The 14,581-nt window shown below is 69.9% G+C and carries 13 protein-coding genes and 2 tRNA genes; 8 read left to right on the top strand and 7 right to left on the bottom strand.

Annotated elements, in window-relative coordinates; translation table 11 throughout:
• Window positions 1-4 precede the first annotated feature (4 nt).
• The 3 genes from dapA to V8Z80_RS05145 all read right to left on the bottom strand — a co-directional run bounded on the left by dapA (window position 5) and on the right by V8Z80_RS05145 (window position 2,353).
• Window positions 5-913, bottom strand: a complete 909-nt coding sequence (gene dapA / locus V8Z80_RS05155) for a 4-hydroxy-tetrahydrodipicolinate synthase (RefSeq protein WP_155194206.1) — start codon at window positions 911-913, stop codon at window positions 5-7.
• A 113-nt stretch (window positions 914-1,026) separates the two neighbouring features.
• Entirely contained in the window at window positions 1,027-1,674 is a 648-nt protein-coding gene (locus V8Z80_RS05150; RefSeq protein ID WP_155194204.1) for a site-2 protease family protein, read from the bottom strand.
• A 43-nt stretch (window positions 1,675-1,717) separates the two neighbouring features.
• Window positions 1,718-2,353, bottom strand: a complete 636-nt coding sequence (locus V8Z80_RS05145) for an L-threonylcarbamoyladenylate synthase (RefSeq protein WP_336061255.1) — start codon at window positions 2,351-2,353, stop codon at window positions 1,718-1,720.
• A 284-nt stretch (window positions 2,354-2,637) separates the two neighbouring features.
• Between V8Z80_RS05145 and V8Z80_RS05140 the strand changes: the two genes are divergently transcribed.
• On the top strand, window positions 2,638-2,823 hold the full coding sequence (locus V8Z80_RS05140) for a hypothetical protein (RefSeq protein WP_155194194.1): 186 nt from the start codon (window positions 2,638-2,640) through the stop codon (window positions 2,821-2,823).
• A gap of 105 nt (window positions 2,824-2,928) precedes the next feature.
• A complete protein-coding gene (locus tag V8Z80_RS05135; RefSeq protein ID WP_336061254.1) occupies window positions 2,929-3,201 on the top strand; it encodes a hypothetical protein in 273 nt (90 codons plus the stop codon).
• Here V8Z80_RS05135 and V8Z80_RS05130 read toward each other — a convergent pair.
• The 3 genes from V8Z80_RS05130 to V8Z80_RS05120 form a co-directional block, all read right to left on the bottom strand.
• The gene (locus tag V8Z80_RS05130) at window positions 3,162-4,403 is read right to left on the bottom strand and encodes a sensor histidine kinase (RefSeq protein ID WP_336061253.1); all 1,242 of its coding nucleotides are present in this window, start codon (window positions 4,401-4,403) and stop codon (window positions 3,162-3,164) included. The two genes, V8Z80_RS05135 and V8Z80_RS05130, sit on opposite strands and share 40 nt — an antisense overlap.
• Window positions 4,404-4,583: 180 nt before the next feature.
• On the bottom strand, window positions 4,584-5,603 hold the full coding sequence (locus V8Z80_RS05125; protein WP_155194191.1) for an SDR family oxidoreductase: 1,020 nt from the start codon (window positions 5,601-5,603) through the stop codon (window positions 4,584-4,586).
• 456 nt (window positions 5,604-6,059) lie between these two features.
• A tRNA-His gene (locus V8Z80_RS05120) sits at window positions 6,060-6,135 on the bottom strand.
• 199 nt (window positions 6,136-6,334) lie between these two features.
• Here V8Z80_RS05120 and V8Z80_RS05115 point away from each other — a divergent pair.
• Genes V8Z80_RS05115 through V8Z80_RS05100 form a run of 4 tightly spaced genes read left to right on the top strand, consistent with a single transcriptional unit; the run spans window position 6,335 to window position 11,077 of the window.
• A complete protein-coding gene (locus V8Z80_RS05115; protein WP_155194190.1) occupies window positions 6,335-7,780 on the top strand; it encodes a phospholipase D-like domain-containing protein in 1,446 nt (481 codons plus the stop codon).
• A gap of 4 nt (window positions 7,781-7,784) precedes the next feature.
• Window positions 7,785-9,482, top strand: coding sequence for a chloride channel protein (locus V8Z80_RS05110; RefSeq protein WP_336061252.1), 1,698 nt, complete (start codon window positions 7,785-7,787; stop codon window positions 9,480-9,482).
• A 34-nt stretch (window positions 9,483-9,516) separates the two neighbouring features.
• Window positions 9,517-10,071 (top strand): nucleotidyltransferase family protein, encoded by a 555-nt coding sequence (locus tag V8Z80_RS05105; protein ID WP_155194188.1) that lies wholly within the window; start codon window positions 9,517-9,519, stop codon window positions 10,069-10,071.
• A 10-nt stretch (window positions 10,072-10,081) separates the two neighbouring features.
• On the top strand, window positions 10,082-11,077 hold the full coding sequence (locus tag V8Z80_RS05100) for an XdhC family protein (RefSeq protein WP_336061251.1): 996 nt from the start codon (window positions 10,082-10,084) through the stop codon (window positions 11,075-11,077).
• A gap of 44 nt (window positions 11,078-11,121) precedes the next feature.
• Here the strand turns inward: V8Z80_RS05100 and V8Z80_RS05095 are convergent.
• Window positions 11,122-11,198 (bottom strand) — tRNA-Arg (locus V8Z80_RS05095).
• Window positions 11,199-11,370: 172 nt separating this feature from the next.
• On the opposite strand from V8Z80_RS05095, the gene V8Z80_RS05090 reads away from it, so the two are divergent.
• Window positions 11,371-12,660, top strand: a complete 1,290-nt coding sequence (locus V8Z80_RS05090) for a phospholipase A (protein ID WP_155194186.1) — start codon at window positions 11,371-11,373, stop codon at window positions 12,658-12,660.
• A 260-nt stretch (window positions 12,661-12,920) separates the two neighbouring features.
• Window positions 12,921-14,573: an ATP-binding protein gene (locus V8Z80_RS05085; RefSeq protein WP_336061250.1), complete on the top strand. Its 1,653-nt coding sequence runs from the start codon at window positions 12,921-12,923 to the stop codon at window positions 14,571-14,573.
• The last annotated feature ends 8 nt before the right edge of the window (window positions 14,574-14,581 follow it).

Raw genomic sequence — 14,581 nt, 5'->3', positions numbered from 1 at the left:
GTCTTCAGAGCAGGCCCGCTTGCTGCAGCGCCTGGCGCAACGCAGGCTGGTGCGCGCCGCTCAGTTCGACCAGCGGCAGGCGGTAGCCCAGCGCCGTGCGGCCCATCTGGGCCAGGGCCCACTTGACGGGAATGGGATTGGCCTCGACGAACAGCAGCTTGTTTAGAAGCGCCAGCCGGCCGTTAAGTTCACGCACGCGCGCCACGTCGCCCGCCAGCGCCGCGGCGCACATCTCGCGCATCATGCGCGGCGCCACGTTGGCGGTGACCGAGATGTTGCCATGGCCGCCCAGCAGCATGAAGCCCGCCGCCGTCGCGTCATCGCCCGTCAGCATGTTAAAGCCGGCCGGCAGCTCGCGCATGAGCAGGGCCGCGCGGCCCAGGTCGCCCGTGGCGTCCTTGATGCCGACGATGCCGGGCACCTGCGCCAGGCGCAGCACCGTCTCGTTGGACATGTCGGCGACGGTGCGGCCCGGCACGTTGTACAGCACGCTGGGCAGCTCGACCTTTTCGGCCACGGTCTTGAAATGCTGGTAGAGCCCTTCCTGCGTGGGCCGGTTGTAGTAAGGCACCACCGACAGGCCCGCCTGCGCGCCCACGCGCAGGGCGTGGCGCGACAGCTCGATGGCCTCGGCGGTGGAATTGGCCCCGACGCCGGCGATGACCGGGATGCGGCCGGCGGCATGCTCGACGGCCACGCGGATGAGCTCGGCATGCTCGTCCACGTCGACGGTGGGCGACTCGCCGCTGGTGCCCACCACGACCAGGCCGTCCGTGCCCTCGGCCACGTGCCAGTCGATCAGCCCGCGGTAGGCCTCGTAGTCGAGGCTGCCGTCGGGCTGCATGGGCGTGATAAGCGCAACCAGGCTGCCCCGGAAGACGGGCGGTTGTGTAGCGGGATCTGACGATGCCATGACGAAGGCTCCAGTAAGAGCAAGCCGGCCCGCGAGGGCGAGGCCGAAATCGGGATGAAACCGGGGATTTTAGCGGGATCGGGCCCGCCGTGCTGACCGGGCCGGACGGGCCTCTACAGGAACCAGCCCACCACGGCGCGGCCCAGGGCCATGACCGGCTCGAGCAGGGTCCAGAGCACGCCGCTGACCAGCAGCACGACCACGATGATCAGGCCATAGGGCTCGATGCGCGAGTACTGCCAGGCCATGCGGCTGGGCAGCAGGCTAAAGACGATCCGGCCGCCGTCCAGGGGCGGGATCGGCAACAGGTTCAGCGCCATCAGCACCAGGTTGATCTGGATGCCGATCAATCCCATGTCGAACCAGAATCCCGAGCGCGTCCCGCTTTCGAACATCAGGCGCAGCCCGATGGCCCACAGGATGGCCATGAACAGGTTGGCCGCCGGCCCGGCTGCCGCCACCCACAGCATGTCGCGCTTGGGGCGGTGCAGCCGGCCCCAATCCACCGGCACCGGCTTGGCCCAGCCGAACAGCAGCGCCGGCCCGCCCAGGATGCGCGACATCAGCAGGATGCCCAGCGGCACCAGGATGGTTCCCACCGGGTCGATGTGGCGCACCGGGTTGAGCGTGATGCGCCCGGCCTGCGCCGCGGTGGGATCGCCGAACATGCGCGCGACGTAGCCGTGGGCCGCCTCGTGCAGGGTGATCGCGAACACCACCGGGATCGCGTACAGGACGATGGTCTGGATGAGATCGGTCATCGCCCGATTCTAGCCGCAGTCCGGTGTCATCAGTCCGGTGTCATCAGGCGGGCGCGCCCAGGCCCAGCTCGGCCGGGTCGCCGCGCCCGCGCCGCAGCACCGCCGGCGCCGGGCCGGTCAGGTCGATGACGGTGGTCGGGTCGAGCTGGCAGGCGCCGGCGTCGACCACGCCCGCCAGCTGGTGCTGGTAGCGTTCGCGGATGGCCAGCGGATCGTTCAGCGGCAGGCTCTCGCCCTGGGGAATGAGCGTGGTCGAGAGCAGGGCCTGGCCGGCCTGCTCCAGCAGGCCCAGCGTGACCGCATGGTCGGGCACGCGGATGCCGATCGTCTTGCGCGAGGGATGCGACACGCGCCGGGGCACCTCGCGCGTGGCCTCCAGGATGAAAGCCCAGGGGCCCGGCGTGGCGGCCTTGAGCAGGCGGTATTGGGCATTGTCGACCCGCGCGAAATGCGCGATCTCGGCCAGGTCGCGGCACAGCAGGGTCAGGTGATGACGCTCGTCCAGCCCGCGCAGGCGCCGCAAGGCCTGCGCGGCCTGCGGATCGTCCAGGCGCGCGGCCACCGCATAGCTCGAATCGGTGGGCAGGGCCAGCAGCCCGCCCGACAGCAGCTGCTGCACGGCCTGCTTGAGCAGGCGCGGCTGGGGATTCTGGGGATGCACGGAAAACAGTTGAGCCATGAGGCAAATGCTATCACCGCCAGGGACCGCGCCCGTGCAACACATCCCGCACAAACCCTCTCTTGTGCAACAAAGTCCGCCGTTTCGCCCCGGCGCGCGCGTTTATCTCTAGGATGACATCAAGCGGAAAAGACAGCCTGCCTGCGCCGCGCCCCGGGCCGGCCCCGCATGCGGCGGCCCGCCCTGGATGCGGCCGGGCGGCAAGCCTTGCAGCCGCGAGCCACTGAGCTGTCCCGCCGTGCCCAGGCCCGGCCCCTTCCAAAAAAATACAGTGAGTCTGCACCATGGATCCCCTTACCGAATTCGCGCTCTTCCTGTTCGTGTGGATGCTGGTCATCCTGGGTGTCACCATGCTGGGCCGTCGCGCCGCGGCCTGGCTGCGCCAACGCTGGTCCGAGCGCGCGCCGGCCCTGAGGCCGGCGCGCGCCAAGCCGCAACCCGGCATGGCGCAAAGCCGGCAAGGCGCATGAGAGCAGGCGGGCGGCCGTCGGCTTACGCCTGACATCAGATTTATGTAAGCACAACAAAAGGTTCAGCCCTGGCCGGCCAGCCGGATGGACTATGTTTGCGGCTTTATGGCACGCATGCTCTTGGCCTCCAGGCCCGGCAATACCGGCAAGTCCGGCAAGACCGCCACCCCCGCCGCCGGGCGGCGCAAGGCGGCGGCGCCACGCGCCGGCGGCCCGCACCGCCCAAAGCCAGCCAAGCCAGCTAAACCAGCCAAGACCGGCCACGACGCCGCGGCGCTCACGCCCGAGCAGTTGCACCAGCGCGCCAACGGCACGCTAAGCCTGTTGATGCTGCTGCATTACCTGCTGTTGACCGAAGGCCGCTCGCTACGCCCCTGATCGGGCCGCGGCGGCGCCGTGCCCGCCGGCATGGCCAGGCAGGGCAGCACGACCGCCGCCAGCACGCCGCTTTCGGCCCCGCGCCGCTGGTTGCGCAGCTCCAGCGTGCCGCCCAGCAGGCGCACGCCCTCTTCGCACAGTGCCAATCCCAGCCGGGCTCGCTCTGGGATGGCGGACGACTGTCCGCCAAGGCGCAGGCGCCACCGAGGCGCCTGCAGCGGCGGTCCGCTGTTCCAGATGCGCACCCGCACCGCCCGCCGGCCCACCAGCGCCATGTCCACCTCCAGCCTGGCGCGCGCGGGCGCATGGCCGATGGCATTGGCCAGCAGGTTGCCGAAGATCTCCCATAGACGCCACTCTGGCGCAGGCACGCTGGCCGGGCAGGCATCGAAGCCCACGGCCAGGTCCTTGTCGGCGGCCAGCGGCGCCATTTCCAGCGCGATGCCGGCCAGTACTTCGTCGAGCCGGCAGACCTGCTGCGCGGGCTCCAGGGCGGTGCGCCGGCCCAGGATGCGCTCGCCCACCGCCACGGCACGGTAGACCGTGCGCGCCATGTCCTGGATCGCAGCCTGCGGCGCACGTTCGCCGCGCACGGCCGCCTGCAGCTGCAGCGCCAGGACCGCCAGCGGGGTACGCAGCTCGTGGGCTGCATGCGCCACAGCCTGGCGGGCCTTGCGCACGGCCTGGCGGGCGCGCCACTCCAGCCAGCCCAGGGCCAGCAGGCAGGCAATGCCGGCGTGCAGGGACAGCATCAGCGGGCCGGCCTGCCGCACCGCCGCGACATGGACTTCGACATAAGGCGTATGCCGCCCGCCGGGCAAAGGCCGCTGGACGGCCGCCACCCGCACCGCCTTGCCGCGGTAGTCGGCGTCGTACCAGTGCAGGGCGGCCGCGCGGTCCAGGGGCGCGACGAAAGGCAGGTCATCCAGCCCGGCCAGGTGACGGCCGTCGGCGTCGAGCACCTGGTACAACAATCCATGGGCGCAAGGGCCCAGGCCGACCACCAGCGCGTGGTCGCCGGGGTCCTGCGGAGGATGGCGGGCCTGGCCCAGCCTTTCGGCGATGCAATGGGCCTTGAGGGCCAGCAGTTCGTCCTTCAGGGCATGCATGCCTTCGAAGGCCAGGGCGGCAAAGGCAAGCAGCAGCAGGGCGGCCCCCAACCACGGCAACGCAACGATCAAGTCCAGCCGAAGAGATCGCACGACGCACCGGTGAGTGGACTCTTGAACACCCGCGGCCAGCCCGGCCGCGGTCGCTGTCTGGCCACGCGCGCAAGGTCCAGCAGCGCCGCAGCGTGACCCGGCCAATGATAGAGGAAGCCGGCGCCGCCTGTCCGCTTGCCGCCGCTTTCTAAAGCACTCCTTAGTCCAACGCCTGCCGCGCTATCCCACGCTGCCGGTCACGGGCAGGACGATCCCGGTGATATAGCTGGAGCAAGCCTGCGAGGCCAGGAAAACATAGGCCGGCGACAGTTCCTCGGGCTGGGCCGGGCGCCCCATGTCGGTCTGGCTGCCGAATTGCTGGATGTCCTTGGCCGAACGGTCCGCCGGGTTCAGCGGCGTCCAGACCGGCCCCGGCGCCACGGCATTGACGCGGATGCCCTGCTTGACCAGGTTCGAGGCCAGCGACATCGTGAAGGCATGGATGGCGCCCTTGGTGGCCGAGTAGTCCAGCAGCTGGCCGCTGCCCTTGAGCCCCGTGACCGAGCCGCTGTTGACGATGGCCGCGCCGCGCTTGAGATACGGCAGCACCGCCCGGGTCATGTGGAAATAGCCGTAGATATTGGTGCGCAGGGTTTCGTCCCAGCGCTCCTCGGTAATGTCCATCAGCGTCTGGGCATGCTCCTGGAAGGCCGCGTTGTTGACCAGCACGTCGATGCGTCCGAATTCCTTGTGCGCCTGGGCGGCGGCGTCGCGGCAGAACTGCGCGTCCTTGACGTCGCCCGGGATCAGCAGGCAGCGGCGGCCTTCGGCGCGCACGCGGCGCGCGGTTTCCTCGGCGTCCTCGTGCTCGTTCAGGTACACCACCGCCACGTCGGCCCCCTCGCGCGCATACAGCACCGCCACCGCCCGGCCGATGCCCGAATCACCGCCGGTGATGATGGCCGCCAGCCCTTCGAGCTTGCCGCTGCCCCGATACGAGGGCGCCAGATATTGCGGCGCCAGCGCCATCTCGGCCTCGCTGCCGGGCTTGTCCAGATGCTGGGCCGGCATGGGGGGCTCGGGCCGCTGGCGGTCCTGCTGCGATGCGCCTTCGGGCTGGCCGCGGCCGCCGCCCTGGGCGTCCTTGGCATCCTGGTCGTCCTGCAGGCGCCGCTGCTTGGCGGCCGTGGCCTGGGCCTGGCGCGCCTGGGTTTCCTGCTGGGTCGTAGCGCTTGCTTTCTTGCCTGATTCGCCTTGCATGGTCTTGCTCCTGGATGGCTGGCCGGCGCCCGTGCCCGCGATCCGGCCAGGGACCGGCGGCGCGGGGCGGGAAAGGCCGGCGATCAAAAGCCCAGGATAGGCGCGCCCCGCCGGGCGCTACACCTCAAATGCTGAGCAAATGCAAGAAAACGCGGCGGCCCATGCTGTAACCATCGCGCACGGCCAGGGCGCCCCTGCCCCGGCATGCCGCGCCAGGCGCGTGCCAGCCGCTTGCAAACGACACACTTCTGAAGCGCGCATGCAACGCGCGAACGCTATGCTTGCGCCGGGAATACCGAGGAGAACCCCATGGAAGACTTCGACTTCACACGGCTGGCCATCGTCATCCTGATCGCCGCCCTGACGGGCGCCGGCGCAGCCTTCGGGGCCTGAGCGCCAAAGGCGCCGGGGCATAAAAAAACAGGCGCCATCAGGCGCCTGTTTTCGAAGAATCCTTGGGGTGGCTGATGGGGCTCGAACCCACGACAACCGGAATCACAATCCGGGGCTCTACCAGCTGAGCTACAGCCACCACGGTAAAGAAGCGGGATTCTAGCACGTTTTTCCGCCGATGGGGGCATGGCCCTGCCCTAGCCCACGCCGGCCGGACCGCCGCCCGCAATTAGGGGACAATATGACAAGCTGTGCGGCTGGCCCGGCCTTCGGGCCGCGCCGGCGCCGCCCGTGTCCCTGATCCCCCGCGCCGCGCCCGCGGCAAGAACACACGATAGATGGAGCAACTACAGACGCTGCTGGCCCAGTACTGGCCCCACATGATCTTTGCCGCCACCGTGTGCGCCAGCACCGCCGCGGTCATCCATGCCGCCATGACCAAGCGCGACGTGCGCGCGGCCATCGGCTGGGTGGGCGTGGTGCTGTTCTCGCCGCTGCTGGGCGCGCTGCTGTACTTCGTCGCCGGCGTCAACCGCATCCGCTACGACCGGGTGCCCCCGCCGCACAACGATCCCGTGCCCGAACAGCCGGCCAACCGGCTGCCCGACCGCATCGACGTCTCGGTGGCCTCGGGTCCGCAATTCGCCTCGCTCAAGACGCTGGGCGACCACGTCAGCCTGTTTCCCCTGGTCGACGGCAATTCGGTACAGCCCTTGCAAGGCGGGGACGAAGCCTATCCGGCCATGATCGCGGCCATCGAGTCGGCCCGCCACTCCATCGCGCTGCAAACCTACATCTTCGACCGCGATGCGGTCGGGCGCAAGATCGCCCAGGCCCTGATCGATGCGCGTCAGCGCGGCGTCGAGGTGCGCGTGCTGATCGACGCCATCGGCGCCAAGTATTCGCGCCCGCCCATCAACGGGCTGCTCTCGCGCGCCAAAGTGCGCAACGCCCTGTTCATGAGCAGCGGCCTGGGGCTGCGGCTGGCCTATGCCAACCTGCGCAGCCACCGCAAGATCCTGGTGGTGGACGGGCGGATAGGGTTCACCGGCGGCATGAACATCCGCGCGGGCTTTACCACGCGCGAAAAGCGCCCGGCCCTGCGCGATACCCATTTCCGGCTCGAAGGCCCGGTGGTGGCCCAGCTCATGGCCAGCTTCGCCCACGACTGGGCCTATACCGAACGCGAGCGGCTGCAAGGCGAGCTGTGGTTTCCAACGGTGCCGGCGCGCGGCAGCGTGCCGGCGCGCTGCGTGCTTTCCGGGCCGGACAAGACCCTGAACAGCACCCACGACATGATCCTGGGCGCACTGGCAGTGGCCCAGCGCCACGTCCGCATCCAATCGCCCTACTTCCTGCCCGACCTGGTGCTGATCGGCGCCCTGGCCACCGCCGCGCGGCGCGGCGTGCAGGTGGACATCGTCATTCCGGGCAAGAACAACCTGCGGCTGGTCAGCTACGCCATGACCGCGCAGCTCGAGCAGGTCGTGCGCACGGGCTGCCGCGTGTGGGTGGCCTCGGGGCCTTTCGACCACTCCAAGCTGATCTCGGTGGACGGCGCCTGGTCGTACATCGGCTCGTCCAACCTGGACCCGCGCAGCCTGCGGCTGAACTTCGAGCTGGACATGGAAATCTACGACAAGGCGCTGGCGGCCTGGATCGAACGCCGCATCGACAGCCTGATCGCCACGGCGCGCCTGGAAACGCTCGAGCACCTGCGCGGCATGGCTTTCCTGCGGCGGCTGCGCAACCGGGTCATCTGGCTGGCCTCTCCCTACCTGTGAACGCATGAACAAGGACGGCTCCCGCCAGCCCGCCTGGCCCTATTTCCGCTGGCTCCTGCTGGCCGCCGGCTTCGGCGCGCTGGGCGCGCTGGCCGCCGAAGCATTCCGGCATGCGCTGGACTGGACCACGGCGCGCCTGTTCGGCACGCATCACGACATCGCGCTGGTCATGGTCCAGGCCGGCTGGACCGTGCAACTGCTCGCGCCTACCCTGGGCGGCCTGGCGGCCGGGCTGATCCTGGTGGCCGCCAACCGCTACCAGCAGTCGCGCAAGCTGCCGGCCGTCGACTACCTGGAGACCATAGACGGGCGCATGGGCGCCATCCCGGTCGTGCCCTCGCTGCTGCGCTGCCTGTCGTCCTTCTGCTCCATTCTCTCGGGCGGCTCGGTGGGCAAGGAAGGCGCCATGGTGCAGCTGTCCTCCACCGTCGCGTCGGCGCTCGCCGTGCGCGGCAGGCTGCATGGCGAAAGGCTGCAGATGATGATCGCGGTGGCGGCCACCGGCGGCCTGGCGGCGGTCTATCACACGCCGCTGGCCGCAGCCATCTTCGTGGCCGAGATCGCCTTCGGCGGCCTGGAGTTCCGGCGGCTTGCCCTGCTGTTCACCGGCGCGGTCGCCTCCACGGCGCTGATCATGGCCATGGGCCTGTTCAAGCCCATGTATCCGCTGGCCCTGCAGGGCTATTACCTGGACGCGGCCACGCTGGGCGCGACCTTGCTGGTGGCGCTGGCCGCCGCGCTGGCCGGGCTGGCCATGCTGCAGGCCATCGGCCACGCGCGCGGCCTGTTCGGCCGGGTGCCGGGCGGACCGCCTGTGCGCATGGGCCTGGGCGGCCTGCTGGTCGGGCTGCTGATCATGGCCGCCCCCGAAGTGGCGGGCAACGGTTTCGTGCCGCTGGCGCAGCTGCTGCGCGGCGATACCCTGTCCACGGCCCTGCTGGTGCTGCTGGCGCTCAAGGTGGCCGCCACGGCCGCGACCGTCGGTTCGGGCGCGGTCGGCGGGCTGTTCACGCCCGCGCTGCTGGTCGGCGCGCTGGCCGGCATGGTGTGCACGGGGGGCCTGGCGGCGCTGTTCGGGCTGCAGCTCGATCCCGCCCTGTATGCGGTGGTGGGCATGGCCTCGGCGCTGGCCGCCACCACCCAGGCGCCGCTGATGTCCACCCTGATGGCGCTGGAGCTCACGCAGGAACCGGTGCTGGTCTTTCCCGTCATGCTGGCCACCGTCATCGCCTACGGCACGCCGCACCTGCTGCACCAGGCCGGCGTCTACCCGGTAGTGGACCGCCACCGCCAGCGCTACGCCCGGCGCGACCAGCTGTACGAAGCCCGGGCGGGCGACGCCATGCGCCCGCTCGATGCCTGGCTGCCCGGCACCGCCACGCTGGCCCAGGCCCGCGAACTGGCCTTGCGCACGCGCCGGCGCTTTGTCTTCGTGCTGGACCAGGACCATGCCTTCCGGGGCGCGATCCGGGTGCACGACCTGATGGCGGTGCCCGAAGGCGCCGAACCCGCGCTACAGGACCTGATGGACCCGGCATTTCCCACGGTGCTGGCGCGCGACCGGCTCGTCGACATCTGGCAGACGGTGGTCGATTCGCCCGCCGAACGCCTGCCGGTGCTGGCCGATGCGCAAAGCCGCCGCGTGGTGGGCGTGCTGCCCAAGAGCGAAGTGCTGCAGGCGGCCGGCCGTACACTGATCTGAAACCTTCGACCCGCCACAGCAGGACCGCGCGCCCATGCCCTCCTCTCCCACCGTCATCGTGCTGGCCGCCGGCCAGGGCAGCCGTTTCCTGGCCTCGGGCGGGACCACGCACAAGCTGGACGCCTTGCTCGACGGCCTTGCCGTGCTGGAGCACGTGCTGCGCGCGGCGCGCGCCAGCGGCCTGCCCTGGCACCTGGTGCGCCCGGCCGGCGGCACGCCCGGAATGGGCGATTCCATCGCCCGCGGCGTGGCGGCCACCGCCAGCGCATCCGGCTGGCTGATCCTGCCCGCGGACCTGCCCCTGGTGCGCCCCGAGACGCTGCGCAGCGTCGCCCAGGCCCTGGCCGGCCACCCCGTCGTGGTGCCGCGCTGGCGCGGACAGGCCGGCCATCCGGTGGGCTTCGGCCGGCAATGCCTGGCGGCCCTTGCCGCGCTCAGCGGCGAACGCGGCGCGGCCGCCGTGGTGCGCGCGCACCGCGAGGCGGGAACGGCGCACGATCTGGCGCTGTCCGATCCAGGCATACTCATGGACATCGATACGGTCCAGGACCTGGCCCGGGCGCAGGCCTTGCTGCAGGCGCAACAATAAGAGGAATACGATGGAAAACATAGATGTCATGGTGCTGCGCACGGCGCGCGACTGGCGCCGCGACGGCCAGCGGGTCATGCTGGCCACGGTGGTGCGCACCTGGGGCTCCTCGCCCCGCCCGGTGGGCGCGATGATGGCCCTGCGCGAAGACGGCCGCGCGGTCGGCTCGGTCTCGGGCGGCTGCATCGAGGACGACCTCATCCATCGATACACCCGCGCGCACGGCGGCGGCCCCATGCCCCAGGGCGCACCCATGCCGGTGCGCTACGGCGTGAGCGCCGACGAAGCCCACCGCTTCGGCCTGCCCTGCGGCGGCACGCTCGAGCTGCTGCTGGAGTTCGATCCGCCGGCCGCCTCCCTGGACGAACTGGTCGGCCGGCTCGAAGCGGGCGAACTGGTGCGGCGCACGGTCCACTGCCAGGACGGCAGCGTGGCGCTGGCGCATTGCCAGACGCCCGAGCCGCTGCATTTCGATGGCAGGACGCTGGCCAACACGCTGGGTCCGGGCTATCGCATGCTGCTGATCGGCGCGGGCTCCTTGGCCGAATACCTGTCCACCATGGCGCTGTTCAGCGGCTTTACGGTAACGGTTTGCGATCCGCGCGAGGAATACATGGGCGCCTGGGAGGTCAAGGGCGTGCAGAAGGTCAGCGACATGCCCGACGACGCGGTGCTGGCCTTCAGGCCCGACCAGCGCAGCTGCGTGGTCGCCCTGACCCACGATCCCAAGCTGGACGACCTGGCGCTGCTCGAGGCGCTGAACAGCCCGGCCTTCTACGTGGGCGCGATCGGCTCGCGGCGCAACAGCGCCAGCCGCCGCGCCCGCATGATCGAGCACCTGGGCCAGACCGAAGCGTCGCTGCGTCGCCTGCGCGGCCCGGTGGGCATTTATATCGGCAGCAAGACCCCGGCCGAGATCGCCGTCAGCGTGATGGCCGAGATCCTGGCGGTCAAGAACGGCGTGGCCCTGCCGGCCGAGGTTTCCGTCGAACTGGCCAAGCCCTGAGGCGGCCCGCGCGGGCGGCCGCTCGCCAAGCCGGCGCCGATTGCTGGCCCGTCTTACTGGATTCGAACCAGTGACCTACGGCTTAGAAGGCCGTTGCTCTATCCAACTGAGCTAAAGACGGAGATCCGAAAAAGAGCGCAATTATAGTGCGCGCGTCCGCGCCGCGCCCCGGGGACAGGCATCGCAACCAGTGCGGCGGCGGCACAACGGCTTTACATTATGTGCGCACCGGGCACATTCGGACAGAATCGCCCAGTGCTACATTGCCCCTCTCTTCACAGCGCCCACGGACCATGCAGCGCCCCTACTTTCGCAACCCATTTCCCCGCGCCCTTCTCGGCATGCTCGCCGGCCTGCTGGCCGGCACCGCGCAGGCCACGGTCAGCTACAAGCTGGACCGCGCCCAGGCAGGCCCGGGCGAGACCATCGAGATCCATGCCGTCTTCGTCAACGACACGCCCAACCAGGCGAACTGGAGCGTGCCGGCGCAACTGGTCCTGCAATGGCGCGGCCCCGATGGCGGGATCCAGCGCACGCTGGCCCGGCGCCAAGCCGAGCCCGCCACCTACAGCGTGCCGGTGAACAACTTCGCCAAGGCCAGCTGGCGCGCCGTGGTGCCGCAGGGGGTCAGGGGCCTGCAGTCGGTCACGGTGGAAGGCGAGCCGGTCATGATGGCGCTCGATACCGGGGGCGCCGCGCCGGTGGCCAGCACGCCGGCCAACGTGCCCGTCACCGAAGCCGGCGGCCCGGCGGCAGCCCTGGCCGCAGCCGACCCCGGCCAGGCGCCGCCGCCTGCCGGTCCGGCCCCCACCGAGGCCGCCTTGGCCGCGCACGCGGCGCCTGCCCGGTCTACCGACGCCTTCGAGGCCTTTCGCAACAACGTCTCGGCCTACGAGCCGGTGTATTTCATCGTCGGCTCGCGCAACGAGACGCACGCGCGCTTCCAGCTCAGCTTCAAGTACCGGCTGTTCACGCCGCAGGACGAGACGCAGCCGCGCTTTATCGACCAACTGTACCTGGGCTACACCCAGACGGCGCTATGGGACCTGGCCGGCCAATCCAAGCCGTTCATCGACACCACCTACAACCCCAGCCTGTTCTGGCGTTCGGAGCGGCTCTGGCAGACGCAGGACCAGCGCGTCTTCCTGGGCATGACGGCTGGCGTGGAGCACGCCTCCAACGGCAAGGACGGCGAGGACTCGCGTTCGCTGAACGACGTCTTCGTCGAACCGGCCGTCAACTACCGCTTTGCCGGCGGCAGCACGCTGAGCTTCGCGCCCCGCGTGAAGGCTTACTTCGCGCGGGCAGGCGAGAACCGCGACTACGCCGACTACGCGGGCAACGTGGACTGGAAGCTGCGCTGGGCCCAGGACAACGGCCTGGTGCTCTCGGCCCTGTACCGCCAGGGCGAGCACGGCCGGCGCACCACCCAGCTCGATGCCGCCTGGCCGCTGCAGCGCACCTTCCTGCGCATGAACGGGTACCTGTACGCGCAGTACTTCAACGGCTATGGCGAAACCCTGCTGGGCTACGACAGGCGCAACGATTCGCAGTTCCGCCTGGGCCTGGCGCTGGTGCCTTGAAAGGAATATGCCGCGCGGCATGAAGGCTCGCTTGGGGCAGGACACGGATGGTACAGTGTTGACGCAGCGCCAGGCGCTGCCGTGATCAACCATCCGTGTTCGCCGCCATCCGCTGTCGTATAGGCTGTCATATGGGCTGTCATATGGGCTGTCATATGGGCTGTCATACGGCCGGCAAGGAATCCGGCAGGCCAGGCAGTCCATCGAGTTCCAGGAGTTCCATGCCCTCCGATTACGCATTCCTCGGCCGGGACAGTCTCATGGCGGCGTGCATCCAAAAGCACGACTGGTCCTCGACCGTGCTGGGGCCGCCAGAGCGCTGGCCGGCCTGCCTGAAGCAGACCGTCTCCACCATGCTCTCGCTGCCCGTGCCCGCCGCCTTGCTATGGGGCCAGGCCGGCGTGATGCTCTATAACGACGGCTACGTGGAGATCGCCGGTAGCCGCCACCCTGGCATCCTGGGCCGCCCGGTGCTCGAAAGCTGGCCCGAGGAAGCCGCCTTCAAACGCTCCATCCTGCAGGCCTGCCTGCAAGGCAACAGTGTGCGCCATACCGGCATGCAGCGGGTGCTACATCGCAATGGCCGCCCCGAACAGGCCTGGCTCGACCTGAGCTGCAGCCCGGTGCGCGACGAAAGCGGCCAGCCCCAGGGCGTGCTGGTGCTGGCCTGGGCCCAGCCCGGCGCGGCCCGCAACGAAAGCGAGGAACGCCTGCGCCAATCGCAGAAGATGGAAGCGATCGGCAAGCTGACCGGCGGCGTGGCCCACGATTTCAACAACGTCCTGCAGGTGATCAGCGGCAATCTGCACTTGCTGAGCCTGGAGGCGCGCGGCAACGAACGCATCGAGCGGCGCCTGAAATCGGCCGCCACCGCGGTAGGCCGCGGCGCGCAGCTGGCTTCGCAACTGCTGGCCTTCGCGCGGCGCCAGCCGCTCAATCCGGCCTCCACCAACCTGGGCCGGCTGGTGCGCGCCATGGACGAGATGCTGCGGCGCGTGCTGGGCGAGTCGGTGCAGGTGCACACTGTCATCGCCGACGATCTGTGGAACACCCTGGTCGATGGCAACCAGCTCGAGAACGCCGTGCTGAACCTGGTCATCAACGCGCGCGACGCCATGGACGGCCACGGCGAACTCACCATCGAGGCCCGCAACGCCAGGCTGGATGCCAGCCATTGCCGCGCGTATCCCGACCTTGCGCCAGGCGACTATGTGATGCTGGCCGTCTCTGACAACGGCTGCGGCATGCCGCCCGAGGTGGCCCGGCAGGCCTTCGAACCCTTCTTCACCACCAAGCCCGCCGGCCTGGGCACCGGCCTGGGCCTGAGCATGGTGCACGGCTTCGTCAACCAGAGCGGCGGCCACGTGCACCTGTACAGCGAGGTGGACGTGGGCACCACCGTGCGCCTGTACCTGCCGCGTTCGATCAGTGCCGAAGCCGAGCCCGAGACGCACCAGGCCGGCCCGGTGCGCGGCGGCAAGGAGACCATCCTGCTGGTCGAGGACGATGAACAGGTGCGCAACACCGCGCACGACCTGCTGCGCGGCCTGGGCTATACCGTGCTCAAGGCAAGCGATCCGGACCAAGCCTTGCGCATGCTCGAAGGCGGCGCCTGGGCCGACCTGCTGTTCACCGACGTGGTCATGCCCGGCAGGATCAAAAGCCCCGAGCTGGCGCGCCGCGCCAGGCAGATGCTGCCCCTGATCGAAGTGCTCTACACCTCGGGCTATACCGCCGACGCCATCACGCAGGACGGCCGCCTGCAGGCCGGGGTCGAACTGCTGAGCAAGCCCTACGGACGCGAAGAACTGGCCCGCAAGGTGCGCCAGGTGCTGGACCGCCGGCCGCGCGCGGCCAACCAGCCCTACGTGCAGGCCACGCCCGGGACCAACGGCGGCGACTCGGTGGCCTGAACAAGCGG

It is taken from the genome of Orrella sp. JC864, assembly GCF_037026685.1.
Lineage (GTDB): Bacteria > Pseudomonadota > Gammaproteobacteria > Burkholderiales > Burkholderiaceae_B > Orrella.
The sequence above is the reverse complement of the archived record's forward strand: the minus strand, read 5'-3'. Positions and strand labels throughout refer to the sequence as shown.

What these genes read in the sequence shown, in the direction of transcription:
- dapA (WP_155194206.1), bottom strand. Translation starts at nt 913, where the DNA reads ATGGCATCGTCAGATCCCGCTACACAACCGCCCGTCTTCCGGGGCAGC.
- V8Z80_RS05150 (WP_155194204.1), bottom strand. Translation starts at nt 1,674, where the DNA reads ATGACCGATCTCATCCAGACCATCGTCCTGTACGCGATCCCGGTGGTG.
- V8Z80_RS05145 (WP_336061255.1), bottom strand. Translation starts at nt 2,353, where the DNA reads ATGGCTCAACTGTTTTCCGTGCATCCCCAGAATCCCCAGCCGCGCCTG.
- V8Z80_RS05140 (WP_155194194.1), top strand. Translation starts at nt 2,638, where the DNA reads ATGGATCCCCTTACCGAATTCGCGCTCTTCCTGTTCGTGTGGATGCTG.
- V8Z80_RS05135 (WP_336061254.1), top strand. Translation starts at nt 2,929, where the DNA reads ATGGCACGCATGCTCTTGGCCTCCAGGCCCGGCAATACCGGCAAGTCC.
- V8Z80_RS05125 (WP_155194191.1), bottom strand. Translation starts at nt 5,603, where the DNA reads ATGCAAGGCGAATCAGGCAAGAAAGCAAGCGCTACGACCCAGCAGGAA.
- V8Z80_RS05115 (WP_155194190.1), top strand. Translation starts at nt 6,335, where the DNA reads ATGGAGCAACTACAGACGCTGCTGGCCCAGTACTGGCCCCACATGATC.
- V8Z80_RS05110 (WP_336061252.1), top strand. Translation starts at nt 7,785, where the DNA reads ATGAACAAGGACGGCTCCCGCCAGCCCGCCTGGCCCTATTTCCGCTGG.
- V8Z80_RS05105 (WP_155194188.1), top strand. Translation starts at nt 9,517, where the DNA reads ATGCCCTCCTCTCCCACCGTCATCGTGCTGGCCGCCGGCCAGGGCAGC.
- V8Z80_RS05100 (WP_336061251.1), top strand. Translation starts at nt 10,082, where the DNA reads ATGGAAAACATAGATGTCATGGTGCTGCGCACGGCGCGCGACTGGCGC.
- V8Z80_RS05090 (WP_155194186.1), top strand. Translation starts at nt 11,371, where the DNA reads ATGCAGCGCCCCTACTTTCGCAACCCATTTCCCCGCGCCCTTCTCGGC.
- V8Z80_RS05085 (WP_336061250.1), top strand. Translation starts at nt 12,921, where the DNA reads ATGGCGGCGTGCATCCAAAAGCACGACTGGTCCTCGACCGTGCTGGGG.